The organism is Bacillus sp. CGMCC 1.16607 (genome assembly GCF_042683745.1).
In the GTDB taxonomy this organism is placed as follows: Bacteria; Bacillota; Bacilli; order Bacillales; family Cytobacillaceae; genus Pseudoneobacillus.
This window is the reverse complement of the sequence record NZ_JBHUJX010000023.1, coordinates 1-15,669: the sequence shown is the minus strand read 5'-3', so window position 1 is coordinate 15,669 and position 15,669 is coordinate 1. Positions and strand designations below refer to the sequence as shown.

Genomic DNA, 15,669 nt, shown 5'->3' with positions numbered 1-15,669 from the left:
TTTTTAAAGTTTAACAGGAAGTTTCAATCAATCATTTTGTCATAGACTTTTCACAATTATTTGAAAGCGATACTGACCTCATTGCTTATATTTCCCTATATATACTATGAAAGAATTTTATTAGTAGAGAGGACAGTGTTTGAGGATGGCAAAGTATAGAATGGTGCGAACGGATTTTTGGAATAATCCAATGGTTTTAGAGGAGATGACTCCGGAAGATAAGTATTTTTATCTTTATCTTCTGACGAATTCAAATACCACTCAAACTGGAATCTATCAAATTACGAAGAAAAGAATGGCGTTTGATTTGGGTTATTCTATCGAAAGTGTTGAATCGATTTATCCATCATCTCAAGCTGATCCGTTATAATCCGGAAACAAGAGAACTCGCTATTAAAAACTGGGGAAAGTATAACCTGCAAAAAGGTGGAAAGCCTGTCATGGATTGCGTTTATTCCGAATTAAAAGAGGTCGAGGATACCTCACTTATTCGATATATTTCGGAATCGATTCAAAAAGAGGAAATTAGGAGCTTATTTGAATCCTTTTGTGAACAAGAAGGAGTGATAAACCATGATCGCGATGATTTATACGTAGATCCTGAAGGTGAAGAGCTTAACGATCCATTTTTGCCGCAATCAACACTAGAAAATGATAATGAAAAACAACAACAAGCTTTTCACCCAATTAAAGAAAATCCATTCATTCATCCTCCCAAAAAAGAAGATGTGATAGATATTATCAAGTTTTGGGACAATAATGGATTTGGTTTTTCGAACTTGAATGCAAAAGAGCAGCTATTAGCCTGGTTAGATGATTCTAGCTTTTTACATCCGAAACAAGTGATTTTAAAAGCCATGAATATTGCGTGTGCCAATAATAAACGAAAACTAAACTATGTGGTTGGCATTCTGAAAAACTGGGAAAATGAATCTTTACTGACCGTGGAAGAAATTGATTCGTATCAGAAAAATCAGAAGCCTAAGCATAAACAATCAATCGAATCGAATTCTAGCGGAAGTGAGATGCCAGCTGACTTTGAACTCGATCTAACGGCAGGTGAAGATTGGTGAGTATCGTAGAAAAGGTGTTCTTAGGAACCTTGATGAAAGCGGAGTATTTGCTCAAGGATACTGTTATTCAACCTGAACAACTAGAAAGTACAAGACATCAACAGCTAATGAGAAGAATGTCAGGGTTAATCCAATCAGGTAAAAATGTGGATCTCATTACCTTTACCACCTTACCTGACCTGGAGTTATTTGGTGGGATGTCTTACCTTTCGGAGCTGTTATCCTATGCCGATGTTGAGAAATTTGAAGGGGTAGAGAAGCTAATACTAGATCTGTGGAAGGAGCGTGAAAAGAGAAACATCCTAACGCGCGCTGCCATGAATGATTGGGAAATTGCAAAAGTCATTGGCGAATTAGATAAAATTAACACGATGAAAATGGATGATCATACATCGATACAACAAGCATTGACAGCTATATATGAAGCACCCTGGGAAGATCAATTCACATTGAAAAGTGCCTCAACAGGTATCAAAAAGCTAGACAATATGACAGGAGGGTTTCGGGATGGGGAAGTGACCATTCTTGCAGCAAGACCTTCCATGGGAAAAACAGACGTGATGCTTCATTTTGCTAAATTGGCGGGGTGGGAAGGCTATATGCCAATTATATTTTCGTTAGAAATGCCTGAGAAGCTGATAACCAAGCGATTAATTGCTTCGACAGGCGACTTCAACCGTGGAAAATTGCGAGATCCAAAAAGAATGCTAACTGAAAGTCAAAAGAATAAATGGTCGGATGTGATTGGTGATCTCAATGAAACGAATATACAAATTTTCGATGGGGCTGGACAAACAATTGCGGAAATGAGAGCGAAAACGAGAAAAGTGATGAATCAATTTCCATATAAGAAGCCCATTATTTTTATCGATTATTTGACACTCATACATTCAAGTCAATCATACGGAGGCAATTCTCATTCTCAAGTTACGGAAATATCCAGATCTCTAAAAACGATGGCAAAGAATTTTAATTGCCCGTTGATTTGTCTAGCACAGCTAAATCGATCGGTGGAATCAAGGGCCATTAAACGACCGATGATGTCTGATATTCGGGAATCGGGCAGTGTGGAACAGGATGCTGATGTCATTTTGTTCTTATATCGTGAATTTTATTATGAAAAGAAAACCCAGAATCATTATCTTGAAATCATCGTCTCGAAAAATCGAAATGGTCCAGTTGGGCAGGTCGCAGTCAATTATAATTTGAACACAGGGAGGATTGAGGAGCGAAAGGAACAGAGTCAACCACTTTGTTAAAATTGCATTAAAGCTTTAATTAGTAAGTCTACGAAAATAAGTCGGATATCGAGGTATGATTCCATGTTAGTGAAAGAGGTATACTTAGATTGTTTTACCAATGAATACTCCTCATTGGCTCATTACCTTTACCATTTATTAGCGGAAGAGAAAATTTTATTAGATGATGACATATCCAAAATAGACTTATATCAAGCTGATCATCAGATAGTAGCTGAATTGGTTCAGAACAATGTATTAGGTATTCATAAGGTAAACATCTACTCACTGAGGAGAAGTAGGAAGGAGTTTATATTTATCTTTGCAGTCAGCGAGCAAGATGCTATCCAATTCTATCAAGAAACATTTCATCAAACCCCAGTGAATTGTCATGAATATCCGCTAGATTTTGAGATTATTAGAGGGAATGAGGTGATTTCGTTACGGGAGATGAGGAAGGAATTTGTTAGTTTTCCGGTTGTAGCGGGGTATTATAAAAAAATTGTGTGAAGTGGATACGAACTACTATCAAGTTTTATCTACACAATTAAAGTGGGTAAATATTTCTATACAACACAAATGTCCAAAACCAGTTGAACACTAGATAGATATAATCAGACAGTATTAGTAAGAAGATAAATGAGTGGAGACTTGTATGAAAAGGAGAAGCCAGATTCCATTAACAAAAGATGAACATATTATGGCAATTCGAAATGGGGATGATTTTTAAGACAAAATTACTAGAGGGATAGTTAAGTGAAAACCTGTAATAAATTACTTTGTTTATTCACTAGACGAAAACGGAGTTATTTTGTATAGTGTAATAGACAATTGGAGAATTGGGAATGTAGGGGAGCCGGTAGTGCTGGCTGAGAAAGTATCCAAAGATGCTGACCCTTTAACCTGATCTGGTTAGTACCAGCGTAGGGAACATCTTTCTAATAGACGAAGTTTGACCGTTTATTATGGATTATGACAAACGCTTGGGATGCCCTGAGCGTTTTTTTATTTGGCTATTTTCACATAGATGTTGTTACAATCAACTCAGATTACTAAAGTTAAATGACACGAAAAAAACAAAATGACGAAAATAGTCTTTCATTTTAACTTTATCCCATCTTTCTTTTCCACCTTCATTGTCTAACATTTTGTTTAGGAGAGGAAAATTGTGAAAAAGATTTCCATTTTATTTTTATCCTTACTAATGGTAATTGGGTTAGTAGGATGTAATTCAAGTAAAAAAGAGAACAAAGCAAGTGAGAATAAAAGTTTGAAAAAGGTTTCCATTGTTCTTGATTGGACACCAAATACGAATCATACAGGGATTTATGTAGCGAAGGAAAAAGGATATTTTAAAAAGCATGGCTTAGATGTTGAGATTGTCATGCCTGGTGACGCAGGAGCCGATCAACTTGTCGCTTCTGGTAAAGCACAATTTGGTGTGAGCTATCAAGAAGCGATTACTCAAGCGAGAATTCAAGAAATCCCATTAGTATCATTAGCAGCTGTTATTCAGCATAATACGTCAGGTTTTGCATCGCCAAAAACGAAAAACATCCTTTCACCAAAAAATTTTGCTGGCAAAACCTATGGTGGTTGGGGTTCACCAATTGAAAAGGCTGTTATCACATCGATTATGAATACAGAAAATGCCGATGTGAACAAAGTAAAGATTGTGAATATGGGTGACTCTGATTTCTTTACTGCTGTAAAACGTGATATCGATTTTGCTTGGATTTTTTATGGCTGGACTGGGGTAGAAGCTGAATTAAGAAATGAACCAATCAATATGGTTTATTTAACAGACTACTCTGATAAACTCGATTATTATACGCCTGTTATTTCAACGAATGAAGATATGATAAAAAATGATGAGAAAACCGTTAAAGAATTTATGGCTGCCCTTTCAGAAGGTTACAATTTCGCGATTGATCACCCAGCGGACAGTGCAGATATTTTAATCAAGGCTGTACCTGAATTGGATCAAGAGCTTGTTAAGAAAAGCCAAGAATGGTTATCGTCGAAATATCAAGATGATGCTGCGCGTTGGGGAGAGCAAAAATTAGAAGTATGGGAAAACTATAGTACTTGGATGTTTGAAAATGAACTACTTGATAAGGAATTAGACGCTGAAAAAGCCTTTACGAATGAATACTTACCTAAATAAAGGAGACTTTAGAAGATGCCCAATGCATTAGTGAGTATACAAATTATACCGAAAGCACAAAGCAGTGAAGAGTTATATGCTTTAGTTGATGCAGCAATTGAAGTCATCAATCAAGCTGGAGTTAAATACGAAGTTCACCCACTAGAAACAACAATGGAGGGTGACTTAACTGAATTGTTAAGTATCATAGAAAAGATGAATAAAAAAATGGTAGAACTAGGTAGTCGAAATGTGATCTCTCAAGTGAAAATTTTATTTCAACCTGAAGGGATTACCATGGATACTTTAACAGAGAAGTATCGACCATGATCAAATTATTTGCAAAAGGATGGAGACCATTATTGGTCCTCGTCCTTTTCTTCATCATTTGGGAATGTATATCCCGCTATAGCCAAATACCAAAATGGCTACTACCTTCACCATCTATCATTTTTACAGAAGCAATCACAAATTATTCTCTTTTTCTACCTGATGCATTGGCAACTTCATGGTTATCTTTCGTTGGATTAATCATAGGTTCTTCTTTTGGAATCCTATTAGCTATTATTCTTCATTTGATTCCAAGTGTAAAAAAAATGTTTTATCCCTTTTTAATATTGTCGCAAAATATACCGATTATCGTGTTAGCACCTTTGCTAGTTATTTGGTTTGGCTTCGGCTATTTACCAAAAATGATTATTTTAACGCTTATCTGTTTTTTTCCAGTCACCATTGCTTCGCTAGACGGTTTTAAAAATGTTCCTAATGATTTAATGCATTATATGCGTATGTCTGGAGCTACTACTTGGCAAATTTTTACGAAGATCGAGTTTCCTAACGCGTTACCACCCATATTTTCTGGGTTGAAAATATCGGCCACCTATAGTGTGATGGGTGCTGTTATTTCAGAGTGGTTAGGTTCAGAAAAAGGGATAGGGGTGTATATGACCTTATCTTCATCTTCATTTCGAACAGATCGCGTATTCCTTGCTATTTTTATCATCATCATACTAAGTCTTACATTTTATCTTATAATTGAATTAATTGAAAAAAGAATGATAAAGTGGATGCCAAAAGAGGGAACAAAATGAATTCAGTGATAAGAACAGAGAACATCTCATTATCTTTTGCCAAAACGGGTCAAGTTCTGGATGCTATTTCGTTAGAAGTAAATCAAGGTGAATTTGTTTCCATCATAGGACCTTCAGGAAGCGGGAAAAGTACTATTTTTCAATGTCTTGGCGGGGTATTGAATCCTGAATCAGGAGACATTTTTCTAGGAGATAAAAAAATAACAGGTGAAACGGGACATATAAGCTACATGCCCCAGCAAAACTCTCTTTTGCCATGGAGAAGTGTATTAGAAAATGTTGTCTTAGGTCAAGAATTACATAAAAAAATGAATAGGGAGGAAGCCAAAAGCTGGTTGAGTAAAGTAGGTTTAGCAGAGTACGAAAATGTGTATCCACATCAACTGTCTGGCGGCATGAAGCAGCGAGTTGCCTTTATCCGCGCACTGATTAGTCCAGCATCATTATTGCTTTTGGATGAACCTTTTTCAGCTTTAGATGAATTTACGAGACTCGATATGCAAAAATGGTTACTATCCATTTGGGAAAAGGAAAAAAAATCAATTCTATTTATTACGCATAACATTGAGGAAGCCTTGTTTTTATCAGACAGAATTTATCTTTTATCAGAAAGACCAGCCAAAGTAGTCAAAGAAATCAAAGTGATATTTCCGAGGCCAAGAAACGAAGATTTACTTATGGATGATCATTTTCAACGGATGAAAAAGGACATTTTCAAGGAACTGAAAGGTAGTAGGTAAAATGAATGTATTCGATGCTCATATTCACTTTGACAAATATAAGGAAAAGGATAGAGAAGGGATTGCGGAAAGTCTCTCTCTTCATCATGTGGAGGGTCTAATAAATGTCTCGATGGATTTACCTTCTTGCCAAGAAAATTTAAAGATTGCTAAACTTTATCCCACTATTTATCCAGCTTTTGGTTTTCATCCTGAACAGCCTTTACCAACCGAGGTTGAGTTGATGGAGCATTTCGCTTGGATCGAAAAACATTCAGATCAAATGGTCGCTATTGGAGAAGTAGGTCTTCCATATTATTTAAGGTTGGAAGGTAAAACATCACCTTTCCCATACGAACATTATGTTGATGTTTTGGAAAGCTTTATTATGTTAGCCAAGAAATTGAATAAACCAGTTATTTTACATGCTGTTTATGATGACGCACCAGTTGTTTGTGATCTATTAGAAAAGCACAACATGAAAAATGCTCATTTTCATTGGTTTAAAGGGGACAACAAAACGATGGAACGGCTCATCCGAAATGGGTATTTTGTCTCTCTTACCCCCGATATTCTTTACGAAGAGGAAACGAGAGAGGTTGTCCGAACCTTTCCGTTACAATTAATGATGGCAGAAACGGATGGACCATGGCCATTTGAAGGGATATTTGCAGATCAAAAGACTCATCCAAAAATGTTGCATCATGTTGTCACAGAGATCTCTACCATAAAAATGCTTCCTTTGAATGACGTTTATGCTCAATTATATGACAACGTAAAAAAGTTTTATAATATATAATTCCCTTGGGAGAAAGAAGGTTTCGGGAACTAGAAACACAGACGGTAAGAACGATGACATTCTGTTTGTACAGTTTGTGAATTGCATAATTTCTTAATAATATCTTTTAATAAGAATATAATAAAAAAGATTAGGTGCATTCACACCTAATCAGTACAACTACACGCTGCAAGTTAGCGGCTGTCTAAAAGGGTTTTAACAAAAGAAGTAATTTGCCTATTATTTGCGAGGGAGCAGGCGATTACTTCTTTTTTCTGTCATTGACCAAGATAATAATTGAAAGCACGGGGATGGCTCTTCTGCTTCAAAACGAAGCAAAAGAACCGTCCCCGTGTTTTTTCTGAAGAGAAGTAAGAAGGAGTTTGTGTTTATCTTTGCAGCCATCGAGCAAGAAGCTATCCAATTCTATCAAGAAACATTTCATCATTCCCCTGAGAACTGTCATGAATATCCGCTAGATTTTGAGATTACTAGAGGGAATGAGGTGATTTCGTTTCGGGAGATGAGAAGGGAATATGTGCGGTTTCCGGCTTTGGCGGAGTGTTTTGTGAAGATGGTATGAGCAAGAAAAAGGGATCTCCCTTTTGTTTGCACTAAAAAGAGCAGGGTTGTTTAACAAAGAGCCTAAATTCTTGGGATAATAAGGGTTAAATAAGAATTCTGGGTGGTTTTTTATGTTAAAACTTTACATTATCTTATTAGGAATTTTATTATCTGCTTTAACTCCAATACATTCTGTTAACGCAGACACTGAAGATATGTATGTCACAACAGAAGATATAGTTTTAGACATTATTTTTCCAATTGTTGATAATAGAGTAATAAAAGAGTATGGGGGTGATAGCTTTTTTAATTGGCAATGGCAAAGAATTGTCGGTATAAATTACAATGACAGTCATTCTTATGATGTAGCTGTAAAAATTCTCATTCTATCCAAAGAAAATATAGAGGATTTAATCAAAATAAGAGTATCTCCATCCTGTGACAGCGGAAAGATTAATAATCAGAAATGTAAACATGATTTTAAAATAGAAATATTAGAATACAAACATTTGTCCAAATAAGATTTTCCCCTTTATTAAACGGTGAGCTTTAGCACAATAGCTAATGTGTTATTTTTGCAGCTTTTTCTCATATTTTACTATTCAACAATTGGGCGCAATTCTTAAAGAGGATTGTGCCTTTTTCAGTAATAGGTTATTTTCTGGAATAGAAATCTATTGTATTGACAGATTTAAATAATATAGATAAAATCAAAAACATTAATATCTGCATAACGAAGATTTGTTTAAAACATTTCGGAGTATAAGAACAAAGGCTATGATAAGAAAGAGTAGCAATCATGTTAACAGACAGAAAGTTACCGGTTGATGAGAGGTGCATGTTGAACGATTGTGAATACATCTTGGAGCTGTGTACCGAACAGGAATTCCTTTGTAGGCTACACCGGTTAAGCACCCGTAATCATGTGCTAAAGTATCGTCATTGACTGTACTTACTAAGATAAGCGATATGAATTGCTTATGAATTAAAGGTGGTAACACGAGATAAATCGTCCTTTTGGTTAATCCAAAAGGGCGTTTTTTTATTATCCTTTGCTTCTTATAGAGCTTGCAATATTAGAAATAATATTTCAAGGAGATGTTAGTATGATAGTAAAACCAGAAGAACAATTAAAAATTATTATGAAAGGTGTTCAAGAAATAGTAAACGAGGAAGAATTACTGGCTAAATTAGAGAAGTCATACCAGTTACAGATCCCACTTACTATTAAATTAGGGCTTGACCCTTCCGCACCAGATATTCATTTAGGTCATGCAGTTGTATTAAGAAAAATAAAACAGATGCAAGATTTAGGTCATAAAGTAGTAATTATTATCGGTGATTTTACAGGCCGTATTGGGGATCCAACAGGAAAAGCAAAAGGCCGAGTAGCTCTAAGTGACGAACAGGTTAAAGCAAATGCCAAAACATACTTTGAACAAATCTTTAAAGTGTTAGATTCAGAAAAAACAACTGTTCGCTTTAATAGTGAGTGGCTTTCAACATTAACATTCGAGGAAGTCATTAAATTAGCAGCAACAACATCAGTTGCAAGAATATTAGAACGTGATGATTTCCAAAACAGATATAAAAATCAAGTGCCAATCGGAATTCACGAATTTTTTTACCCACTAATGCAAGCATACGATTCAGTAGAGATACAAGCGGATATTGAATTAGGTGGTACAGACCAAACGTTTAACATTCTTATGGGCCGTACACTTCAAAAACATTGGGGATTAGAAAAGCAAATTGCCATTTTTATGCCCTTACTTGAAGGTCTTGATGGTATAGAGAAGATGAGCAAAAGTCTTGGAAATTATATCGGAGTAAATGAACCGGCAGAAGTAATGTTTAAAAAGGTTATGGAAGTACCCGATAGCCTAATTATTAAATACTTTGAGTTGGCAACGGATGAACATCCAGATGAAATAGAAAACATTAAACAACTTCTTGAAAAAGGAGTTAATCCAAGAGATATTAAACTTAAATTAGCTAAAGTTATCACGAATTTATACTGGGGAGAAGAAGAAGCAAAAAGAGCGATAACGTATTTTGAAACAGCGTTTAGTAAAAAAGAAATACCAGATGATGTTCCTAAAATTTTAATAGAAATTGGTGCAGAAACAGTTGAAGCCATCATTCCCCAGCTAATTGAAAAAGGATTCGTAAAAAGTAAAAGCGAATTTATACGTATAGTTAAACAAAATGGTGTACAGCTCAATAAAGAAAAAATAAATGAAGAGGATTTAGACATTGTATTAATGAATGAAGACGTATTACAAATTGGTAAAAAGCGATTTATACGTTTCATTAAATAATATAGAAATCTTTTAGGAGCGTTAAATGGATTATTCAATATTAACGCTCTTTTTTTATTGTACTAACGGAAACTTTTCTTCCTTTAGACACATAAATGATCTACAACAATCAGGCGCGATTCTTGAATTAGCGTTTCTTATCTAGGTCAACTAAATTAGGCTATCTTTCCTTAAGCAAGGATCTCACATTATTTCAAACAAAAATATCCACTGTGTATTTTTTTATTTGGGGTAATTAATAAGTCAATTATTGTGGAGGTAAATTAGTTGAAGAGATTACTTATTATCGTACTCTTATTTTTAAGTGTATCGATTTTGCCACTTCAAACAAAAGCTGAATTTAAAGTACCTGCTACAAAAGAAACAGAACATTGGAAAGTTGAGTTATTGGTTCCATCTAAAGATAAAAACTTGGCACAAGGTGAGAAAGGAAAGCACGAAGTATACAGCTTGTTAGTGACAAACAAAAAGGGATTAGCCCACAAAGTTTATGTAGGAGCTTTAGGAATGAACAAGGTACCAGTATTATGTACGGATTAGCACCACAAATGAAAAGTGATAAAATGACAAAAGGGCAGACCTTTAGATTTACAAACTTTCCCGTTAAAGCAGGAATAAATAAATTAGAATTTGTTATAATTTGGGAAGATGAACCGATTACATTCACAGATGGAAAAAAAAGCACCTGGACCTTCAAGAACCTATAAAGAATCAATTGTTTTTGAACCTGTAAATTAGATTGACTACCCATTGGGTAGTCGATTTTTTATTATAGTTATACAACTACCGGAGGCCGTTGTAACTTAAGCCATAAATAATTTAACTGAAAATAAAAAGGTTATTATTTATTACTTGTTTACTTTCAGCTGCTTTGTTTCAATCTAACTTGTTTAATGTTCTTTTGCCGTTTGTATTTTCTTTAACCAAAAATCTGGTGGTTGATAACTAATTAGAGAGTAATCAAGCTCATTGGAATTTGTTGCTAATTGAACAAGAAGCAACTTTTCTTTATTTGAAGGTTGTATATCTCTAGTTTTAACAGTCAAAACCTCTACACCTGTTCGTGTAGGCTTACCAACATTACAATTTGATTTCCTTTTGTATAGACATCTGTTACTTTAGTCTGAAATACAATGATATATAGGTCAAGTTTGGTTTTGTTTTGGAATATCGGGAAATCAATACCCACATCTTGTTTGAAATTAAGTTCTCCCGAAATTCCAATGTCATAAAAGGTAAACATACGATGGAGTGCATAATGTATTCGAGAAGGTACATAACTCCACCTTCCACCCCAAAATGTACTATGCCAGTGTTCTTCATAGATTGGTCTTTTGTAACTCATTTCACTTTTTATTACCTTAAAAGCAATTTTCTTCCCCTGTTTGAATACTTCTGAAATAGGAACGACATCGGTAGGATATATTTGTTCAACTCCTTGTTCAAATGGGAAGGGAGAATCTAGGATAGTTATAGGTTTAGGAGGTTCAAGTTGTTTAAGTCGTTGTTTAAGTTTTTCTATATGTTCTTCCAATTCAATTTTTTCTTTTTCTAATTGTTTTAAATCTTTAGGTTCAACAGAAGCTTCTGCACTCGGAAAGGGTGAAATAAATGAACCGATGATTAATAAACTGTAAAACAAATATTTTCGAATAATATGCATAACATACCTCATTTGCTATAGGGAACACGGGGACGGTTCTTCTGTTTGCTTCGTTTAGCGAAATAAAAGAAACACGGGAACCGTCCCCGTGTCTCCTTTGAAAAATGGAGATTATACTGAATTAAGGGAGGAAATCCTTCTTTAAAAAAGGATCTTTTTAAACCAACTATAAACAAGTCTTTATACAAAACTTGTTTATAGTTGGCTTATTTTCATTCCTTCTGGGAGTAAAGTGTAGGTTAGTGCAAGTAGAACTTATACTTCGGTTTCCACGTTTATGAAAATTAGAGGTGAAATGGATATGAAAAAAGGATAATATTCTTTTTAACGAGTGAAATTATTAAAAAGCAAATTAAAATAACTGTTTTTTAAGGCACCATAGAATAGTGTTTAAACTTTAAATTTAATAAAGAAGTAGTAGCCTTTTTAAAGCTCCTACTTCTATTTTTATTCGCTATTCTTTTGATTTATCGTTTATTAATGAAATCGCTTTTTCAAGAACCTCATCTTTATTCTGTTTTATCCCCTCAATGGTCGGTGTTACGGTAATGTCCGGAATAATCCCAACTCTTTGTGTATCTGAACCATCTGGATTATAAATACCGATTCCGGATATGCCAGTATTTATACCCCCTGGAAGTTGGAATGGAGAAACATTTCCATCGGCACCTGCTGTGGTACTACCTATTACCAATGCGTCTGGTGCTTGTCTAAATGCCATCGCTGTAAATTCGCCTTGGCTTTGTGTTTGTTCATTAACTAGAATAATTACTTTTCCTTTAAAGTAATTTTTATTTGTTTTTCCGTTCTCAAGTTCTATGATGGTTTTAAATAAACCTGGTTTTTCTATGCTTCCAATTGTTATCTTTGTAAACGTTGTTTTTTTAGGTAGTAAATATTCCGATAAATTATATAAAATAAAATCAGCTGGATAGGCTCTTAAATCAATAATTAATCCTTTCGCCCCTCGTATTTGTTTCATAATGTCTGGTAAATCGCTATTGAATAAATTACCAAGATAAAGATAGGCAATATTTGAATCTAATTTTAGAAAGCCGTCTTTATCAATGGTTTTCGGTGGGAAGGATTGATTAAAACCTAAAACAGTTAAAGGATAAACTTCTAGTTCAGCTTGATTTAACGTACCTTCTCTTTTAATCTCGATGTTCAATTTTTTCTCATTAGTTTGTATTAATTTTGGTGCAATATCTCTTAATTTTGTTGGGTAATTAGAGGCAGGTATATACTTCAATTTTTCCTTGATCATTTCTTCAACGGGTTGACCATTAATTTTAGTAATGACATCTCCATAAATTAGCCCCGATTTTTTTCCAAAATACTGTTCATAATACCCTGTGACAACTGGTTTATTTTCAATAAAGGATAGTCTAAAGGGAGCTGAGTTCACTCCCCAAAATTCATCTAATATTTCGTCTTGATTCCATATATTTGCATGAGTATCATGAATTCGACCAATTAGTTCTAAGGTAGTTAGTTTATAGTTCAGCTCAGTTGAATCAGATATGTATTTTGGGATAAATTCTTGAAGGACGTCATCCCAATCTTCGTCAATCAGGTTTTTATACGGGAAAAAATATTCAATGATGTTCCAGTAACGATATAAAGACAATAAGCGGTACCCATCATTTTCGTAATCCATAGAGACATATGATTCCTCGTTAAATACAGGGTTTCCAACATTTTCGGCTAGGGATATGTAATGGTTTTCACTTGATTTTTTTGCATTTTTGACCTGAATCAGTACAGATTCTAAAGATTCTTCAAAATTCAACTCAGAAATCCAATCTAAATCAGGTTCAATGATTATGTTCTTATCGGCTACTTGTTTTTTTTCCTCCTCGAAAGTTCCTAGGTCAGTAATCCACTCTGATATGGCACTATCTCTTTCTTGTAAACTTTTAGCTTCAAGTATTTCAGGAAGGATTTTAAACAATTCGACATCCCAATCAAACTCACCAGCTGCCACATTTGGATGATAATATTTTAGAAATCCCCAAATTTTACCCAAAACAAATAAATCGTTATGTATTTGTTTCGACCCGATTACCTCATTACTAAACTCGAAACCCTCATCATATAAAGTATTATTATCTTGTTTGACTGAATTTTTAGCAGGATTGCATCCTGCTAATAGAATAAATATCAAACTGATAAGCCATAACTTTTTCAATAATAATTTCCCCCAATCCATTAGAATATTTTATAAAAAATATTCGACAAGGACTTCAAATTTACCTCCATTTTTGTAAAAAGTTTACAAATGATTTTATCTTAACTTTTGTGATTTTAAGGTGCTACTTAATAAATATTGACCCTTATTTGATACACACACATAAACCACTCGGTATTTTCGAAGAAAGGTAGTCTATTGAAGAGGGCTTTCCTAGCGAGCGAAAAAAAGGGAACTTCATTGTTCCACCCACTTCTAGGAAGAAAAGGTGGCCTAATCTTCCATAACAAACAATTTGAAAAGACCCAAAATGGGCAGGTATTTATTCTTCTTCTTGTGGACTGTTTTTTTGGGGGAACCAAATGTATATTTATGGTAAAATTTAATGTGTTTGAGGGATTCAAAAACAAGATTATAAGGGGAGAGGAGATTATTTGCGGAAAAAAATAATTGCTCTTGGTGTACTCAGCTTTGTGATCATTATTACGATTGGATATTTTTCAGTTCCAATATCTTATAAAAGCGTAATATCGCATTCTACGAAAATAGAAAGGATATATTTTTCTTATCTAAATGGAGGACCAACGAATTATTACTTAATTGAATTTGACGATAAAAATGCAGACCTTCAATCAATAATGAGTATATTTGACTCCGTTACCTATAGGAAATCCTTTGGAAATAAAAATATAAAAAATAATGGTAAATCGTTTATGATGACTGTAATCTATCGTGTTCGTAACGGTGAATCAAACAATTATGATTTAGATATAAATGAAAAGGGATTTGTCGTTAGTGATAAGAAGAAATATAAAGTGGTGGATGAGGAGCAAGAATTTTTCTTACAACTATCAACATGGCTTTTAGAAAAAGGGATTGAACAACCAATTTATAGGATCGGTGAAGGAATAATAAATACCCCGTGAGAATCATAATTTGTATGATTTTTTGTGAAATTAAATATACATAAGGGATTGTGCAAATAAAGTGGGGGAGGCAGACAATGATAAATGGAAGAAACATTTTTTCATTTGTACTGTTAATACTAATTTTTGCTTTATCGGCTTGTACTCAAAGTCCTGATTTTGAGTTGTATGAAGGGAAAGCTTTAAGAATTGCAGTTGTTGGGGAACCACCAAAAGTAAAAGAAGAACAAGTTACTTTTAGTGAAATTTCTTTTGATAAGTTAACTAGCGAGGAAATGGGCTCTTATAATGCAGTCTTTATTACAGAAGAAAATCTTACTCAAGCTTCTGAAAGCAAGTATGCAAAGATTTACTTAGATTCAAAAATTCCGTTCTATTTTATATCAGCTAATAGTCATATCCCTTTTACCGTAATAGAAACAGAATTTAATGAGTCTTGGAGTTCGACTGCTGGTAATTAATTTGCTGTTGGGGTTCTTACATCAAATGAAGATAAATTGTTAAAAAGTTGGGGTTTTGGATTATACAATGATAAAAAAACTGATGATAACATAAAAGGAGTATATTCCAGAATTTTTGAGACAATTGAAGGACTGAATCATTAAAATCAATGCGTTATGAAACTAAACAGGGATGAATTCAGAAAGGTATAGCCTTTTTTATACTAAGGAAACATCTATTTAAAATGTGCAAAAAAAGAAGACCAACTTTATAAAAGATGGTCCAAAATCTTATACTCATTCAATGTTTACTGGCTTTTCATTTGTAGGAATTGCAGCAATTGTTAAGGCTCGATCAAATACAACCTTCCACTGTCCATTTTCTTTACAAACTGCATAATTGTGACCGTCAAGTAGAATGACACAATTTTTGCTTATTAATTTGAAACACTTTCTTCCCCAAATATGGTAGAACGATGCTTCATACGATAACTATCTTCATTTAAATGAATAATTTCT

The 15,669-nt window shown here is 34.2% G+C and carries 16 protein-coding genes, 1 pseudogene, 1 riboswitch and 1 other annotated feature; of the genes and pseudogenes, 14 read left to right on the top strand and 3 right to left on the bottom strand.

Annotation, left to right across the window (positions count from 1 at the left end; translation table 11 throughout):
• Window positions 1–145 precede the first annotated feature (145 nt).
• The 12 genes and pseudogenes from ACFSO7_RS15965 (at window position 146) to ACFSO7_RS15910 (ending at window position 10,470) form a co-directional block, all read left to right on the top strand.
• A pseudogene (locus ACFSO7_RS15965) lies at window positions 146–1,073 on the top strand (DnaD domain-containing protein).
• Window positions 1,070–2,332: a DnaB-like helicase C-terminal domain-containing protein gene (locus ACFSO7_RS15960; RefSeq protein ID WP_377878333.1), complete on the top strand. Its 1,263-nt coding sequence runs from the start codon at window positions 1,070–1,072 to the stop codon at window positions 2,330–2,332. Before ACFSO7_RS15965 ends, ACFSO7_RS15960 begins: the two are co-directional and overlap by 4 nt.
• 63 nt (window positions 2,333–2,395) lie before the next feature.
• A complete protein-coding gene (locus tag ACFSO7_RS15955) occupies window positions 2,396–2,821 on the top strand; it encodes a hypothetical protein (RefSeq protein ID WP_377878332.1) in 426 nt (141 codons plus the stop codon).
• 329 nt (window positions 2,822–3,150) lie between these two features.
• A riboswitch (TPP riboswitch) is annotated at window positions 3,151–3,258 on the top strand.
• 257 nt (window positions 3,259–3,515) lie between these two features.
• A complete protein-coding gene (locus tag ACFSO7_RS15950) occupies window positions 3,516–4,478 on the top strand; it encodes an ABC transporter substrate-binding protein (protein ID WP_377878398.1) in 963 nt (320 codons plus the stop codon).
• Window positions 4,479–4,493: 15 nt separating this feature from the next.
• The gene (locus tag ACFSO7_RS15945; RefSeq protein WP_377878331.1) at window positions 4,494–4,787 is read left to right on the top strand and encodes a thiamine-binding protein; all 294 of its coding nucleotides are present in this window, start codon (window positions 4,494–4,496) and stop codon (window positions 4,785–4,787) included.
• Entirely contained in the window at window positions 4,784–5,548 is a 765-nt protein-coding gene (locus ACFSO7_RS15940; protein WP_377878330.1) for an ABC transporter permease, read from the top strand. The genes ACFSO7_RS15945 and ACFSO7_RS15940 overlap by 4 nt, the downstream gene beginning before the upstream one ends.
• On the top strand, window positions 5,545–6,288 hold the full coding sequence (locus ACFSO7_RS15935) for an ABC transporter ATP-binding protein (protein ID WP_377878329.1): 744 nt from the start codon (window positions 5,545–5,547) through the stop codon (window positions 6,286–6,288). The genes ACFSO7_RS15940 and ACFSO7_RS15935 overlap by 4 nt, the downstream gene beginning before the upstream one ends.
• Before the next feature lies 1 nt (window position 6,289).
• The gene (locus tag ACFSO7_RS15930) at window positions 6,290–7,066 is read left to right on the top strand and encodes a TatD family hydrolase (protein WP_377878328.1); all 777 of its coding nucleotides are present in this window, start codon (window positions 6,290–6,292) and stop codon (window positions 7,064–7,066) included.
• A 364-nt stretch (window positions 7,067–7,430) separates the two neighbouring features.
• Window positions 7,431–7,628: a hypothetical protein gene (locus tag ACFSO7_RS15925; RefSeq protein ID WP_377878327.1), complete on the top strand. Its 198-nt coding sequence runs from the start codon at window positions 7,431–7,433 to the stop codon at window positions 7,626–7,628.
• 112 nt (window positions 7,629–7,740) lie between these two features.
• On the top strand, window positions 7,741–8,130 hold the full coding sequence (locus ACFSO7_RS15920; protein ID WP_377878326.1) for a hypothetical protein: 390 nt from the start codon (window positions 7,741–7,743) through the stop codon (window positions 8,128–8,130).
• Between the two features lie 247 nt (window positions 8,131–8,377).
• Window positions 8,378–8,629: a binding site (T-box leader), on the top strand.
• A gap of 86 nt (window positions 8,630–8,715) precedes the next feature.
• Window positions 8,716–9,930, top strand: coding sequence for a tyrosine--tRNA ligase (gene tyrS, locus ACFSO7_RS15915; RefSeq protein ID WP_377878325.1), 1,215 nt, complete (start codon window positions 8,716–8,718; stop codon window positions 9,928–9,930).
• 267 nt (window positions 9,931–10,197) lie between these two features.
• Window positions 10,198–10,470 carry a hypothetical protein gene (locus ACFSO7_RS15910; protein ID WP_377878324.1) on the top strand — a complete coding sequence of 91 codons (273 nt, stop codon included), beginning with the start codon at window positions 10,198–10,200 and terminating at the stop codon, window positions 10,468–10,470.
• Window positions 10,471–10,820: 350 nt separating this feature from the next.
• Here ACFSO7_RS15910 and ACFSO7_RS15905 read toward each other — a convergent pair whose 3' ends face one another.
• The 3 genes from ACFSO7_RS15905 to ACFSO7_RS15895 all read right to left on the bottom strand — a co-directional run bounded on the left by ACFSO7_RS15905 (window position 10,821) and on the right by ACFSO7_RS15895 (window position 13,784).
• Complete coding sequence (locus ACFSO7_RS15905; protein WP_377878323.1) at window positions 10,821–10,976, bottom strand: hypothetical protein; 156 nt, start codon at window positions 10,974–10,976, stop codon at window positions 10,821–10,823.
• A 5-nt stretch (window positions 10,977–10,981) separates the two neighbouring features.
• Window positions 10,982–11,593 (bottom strand): hypothetical protein, encoded by a 612-nt coding sequence (locus tag ACFSO7_RS15900; RefSeq protein WP_377878322.1) that lies wholly within the window; start codon window positions 11,591–11,593, stop codon window positions 10,982–10,984.
• A gap of 454 nt (window positions 11,594–12,047) precedes the next feature.
• Window positions 12,048–13,784 (bottom strand): S41 family peptidase, encoded by a 1,737-nt coding sequence (locus ACFSO7_RS15895; RefSeq protein WP_377878321.1) that lies wholly within the window; start codon window positions 13,782–13,784, stop codon window positions 12,048–12,050.
• Window positions 13,785–14,218: 434 nt separating this feature from the next.
• Here ACFSO7_RS15895 and ACFSO7_RS15890 point away from each other — a divergent pair, with 434 nt between their 5' ends.
• Window positions 14,219–14,710: a hypothetical protein gene (locus tag ACFSO7_RS15890; RefSeq protein ID WP_377878320.1), complete on the top strand. Its 492-nt coding sequence runs from the start codon at window positions 14,219–14,221 to the stop codon at window positions 14,708–14,710.
• 77 nt (window positions 14,711–14,787) lie between these two features.
• The gene (locus ACFSO7_RS15885) at window positions 14,788–15,171 is read left to right on the top strand and encodes a hypothetical protein (protein WP_377878319.1); all 384 of its coding nucleotides are present in this window, start codon (window positions 14,788–14,790) and stop codon (window positions 15,169–15,171) included.
• Window positions 15,172–15,669 lie beyond the last annotated feature (498 nt).

Coding starts and splice junctions, on each gene's coding strand:
- ACFSO7_RS15900 (WP_377878322.1), bottom strand. CDS start 11,593: ATGCATATTATTCGAAAATATTTGTTTTACAGTTTATTAATCATCGGT.
- ACFSO7_RS15920 (WP_377878326.1), top strand. CDS start 7,741: ATGTTAAAACTTTACATTATCTTATTAGGAATTTTATTATCTGCTTTA.
- ACFSO7_RS15955 (WP_377878332.1), top strand. CDS start 2,396: ATGTTAGTGAAAGAGGTATACTTAGATTGTTTTACCAATGAATACTCC.
- ACFSO7_RS15940 (WP_377878330.1), top strand. CDS start 4,784: ATGATCAAATTATTTGCAAAAGGATGGAGACCATTATTGGTCCTCGTC.
- ACFSO7_RS15950 (WP_377878398.1), top strand. CDS start 3,516: ATGGTAATTGGGTTAGTAGGATGTAATTCAAGTAAAAAAGAGAACAAA.
- ACFSO7_RS15935 (WP_377878329.1), top strand. CDS start 5,545: ATGAATTCAGTGATAAGAACAGAGAACATCTCATTATCTTTTGCCAAA.
- ACFSO7_RS15930 (WP_377878328.1), top strand. CDS start 6,290: ATGAATGTATTCGATGCTCATATTCACTTTGACAAATATAAGGAAAAG.
- ACFSO7_RS15945 (WP_377878331.1), top strand. CDS start 4,494: ATGCCCAATGCATTAGTGAGTATACAAATTATACCGAAAGCACAAAGC.
- ACFSO7_RS15885 (WP_377878319.1), top strand. CDS start 14,788: ATGATAAATGGAAGAAACATTTTTTCATTTGTACTGTTAATACTAATT.
- tyrS (WP_377878325.1), top strand. CDS start 8,716: ATGATAGTAAAACCAGAAGAACAATTAAAAATTATTATGAAAGGTGTT.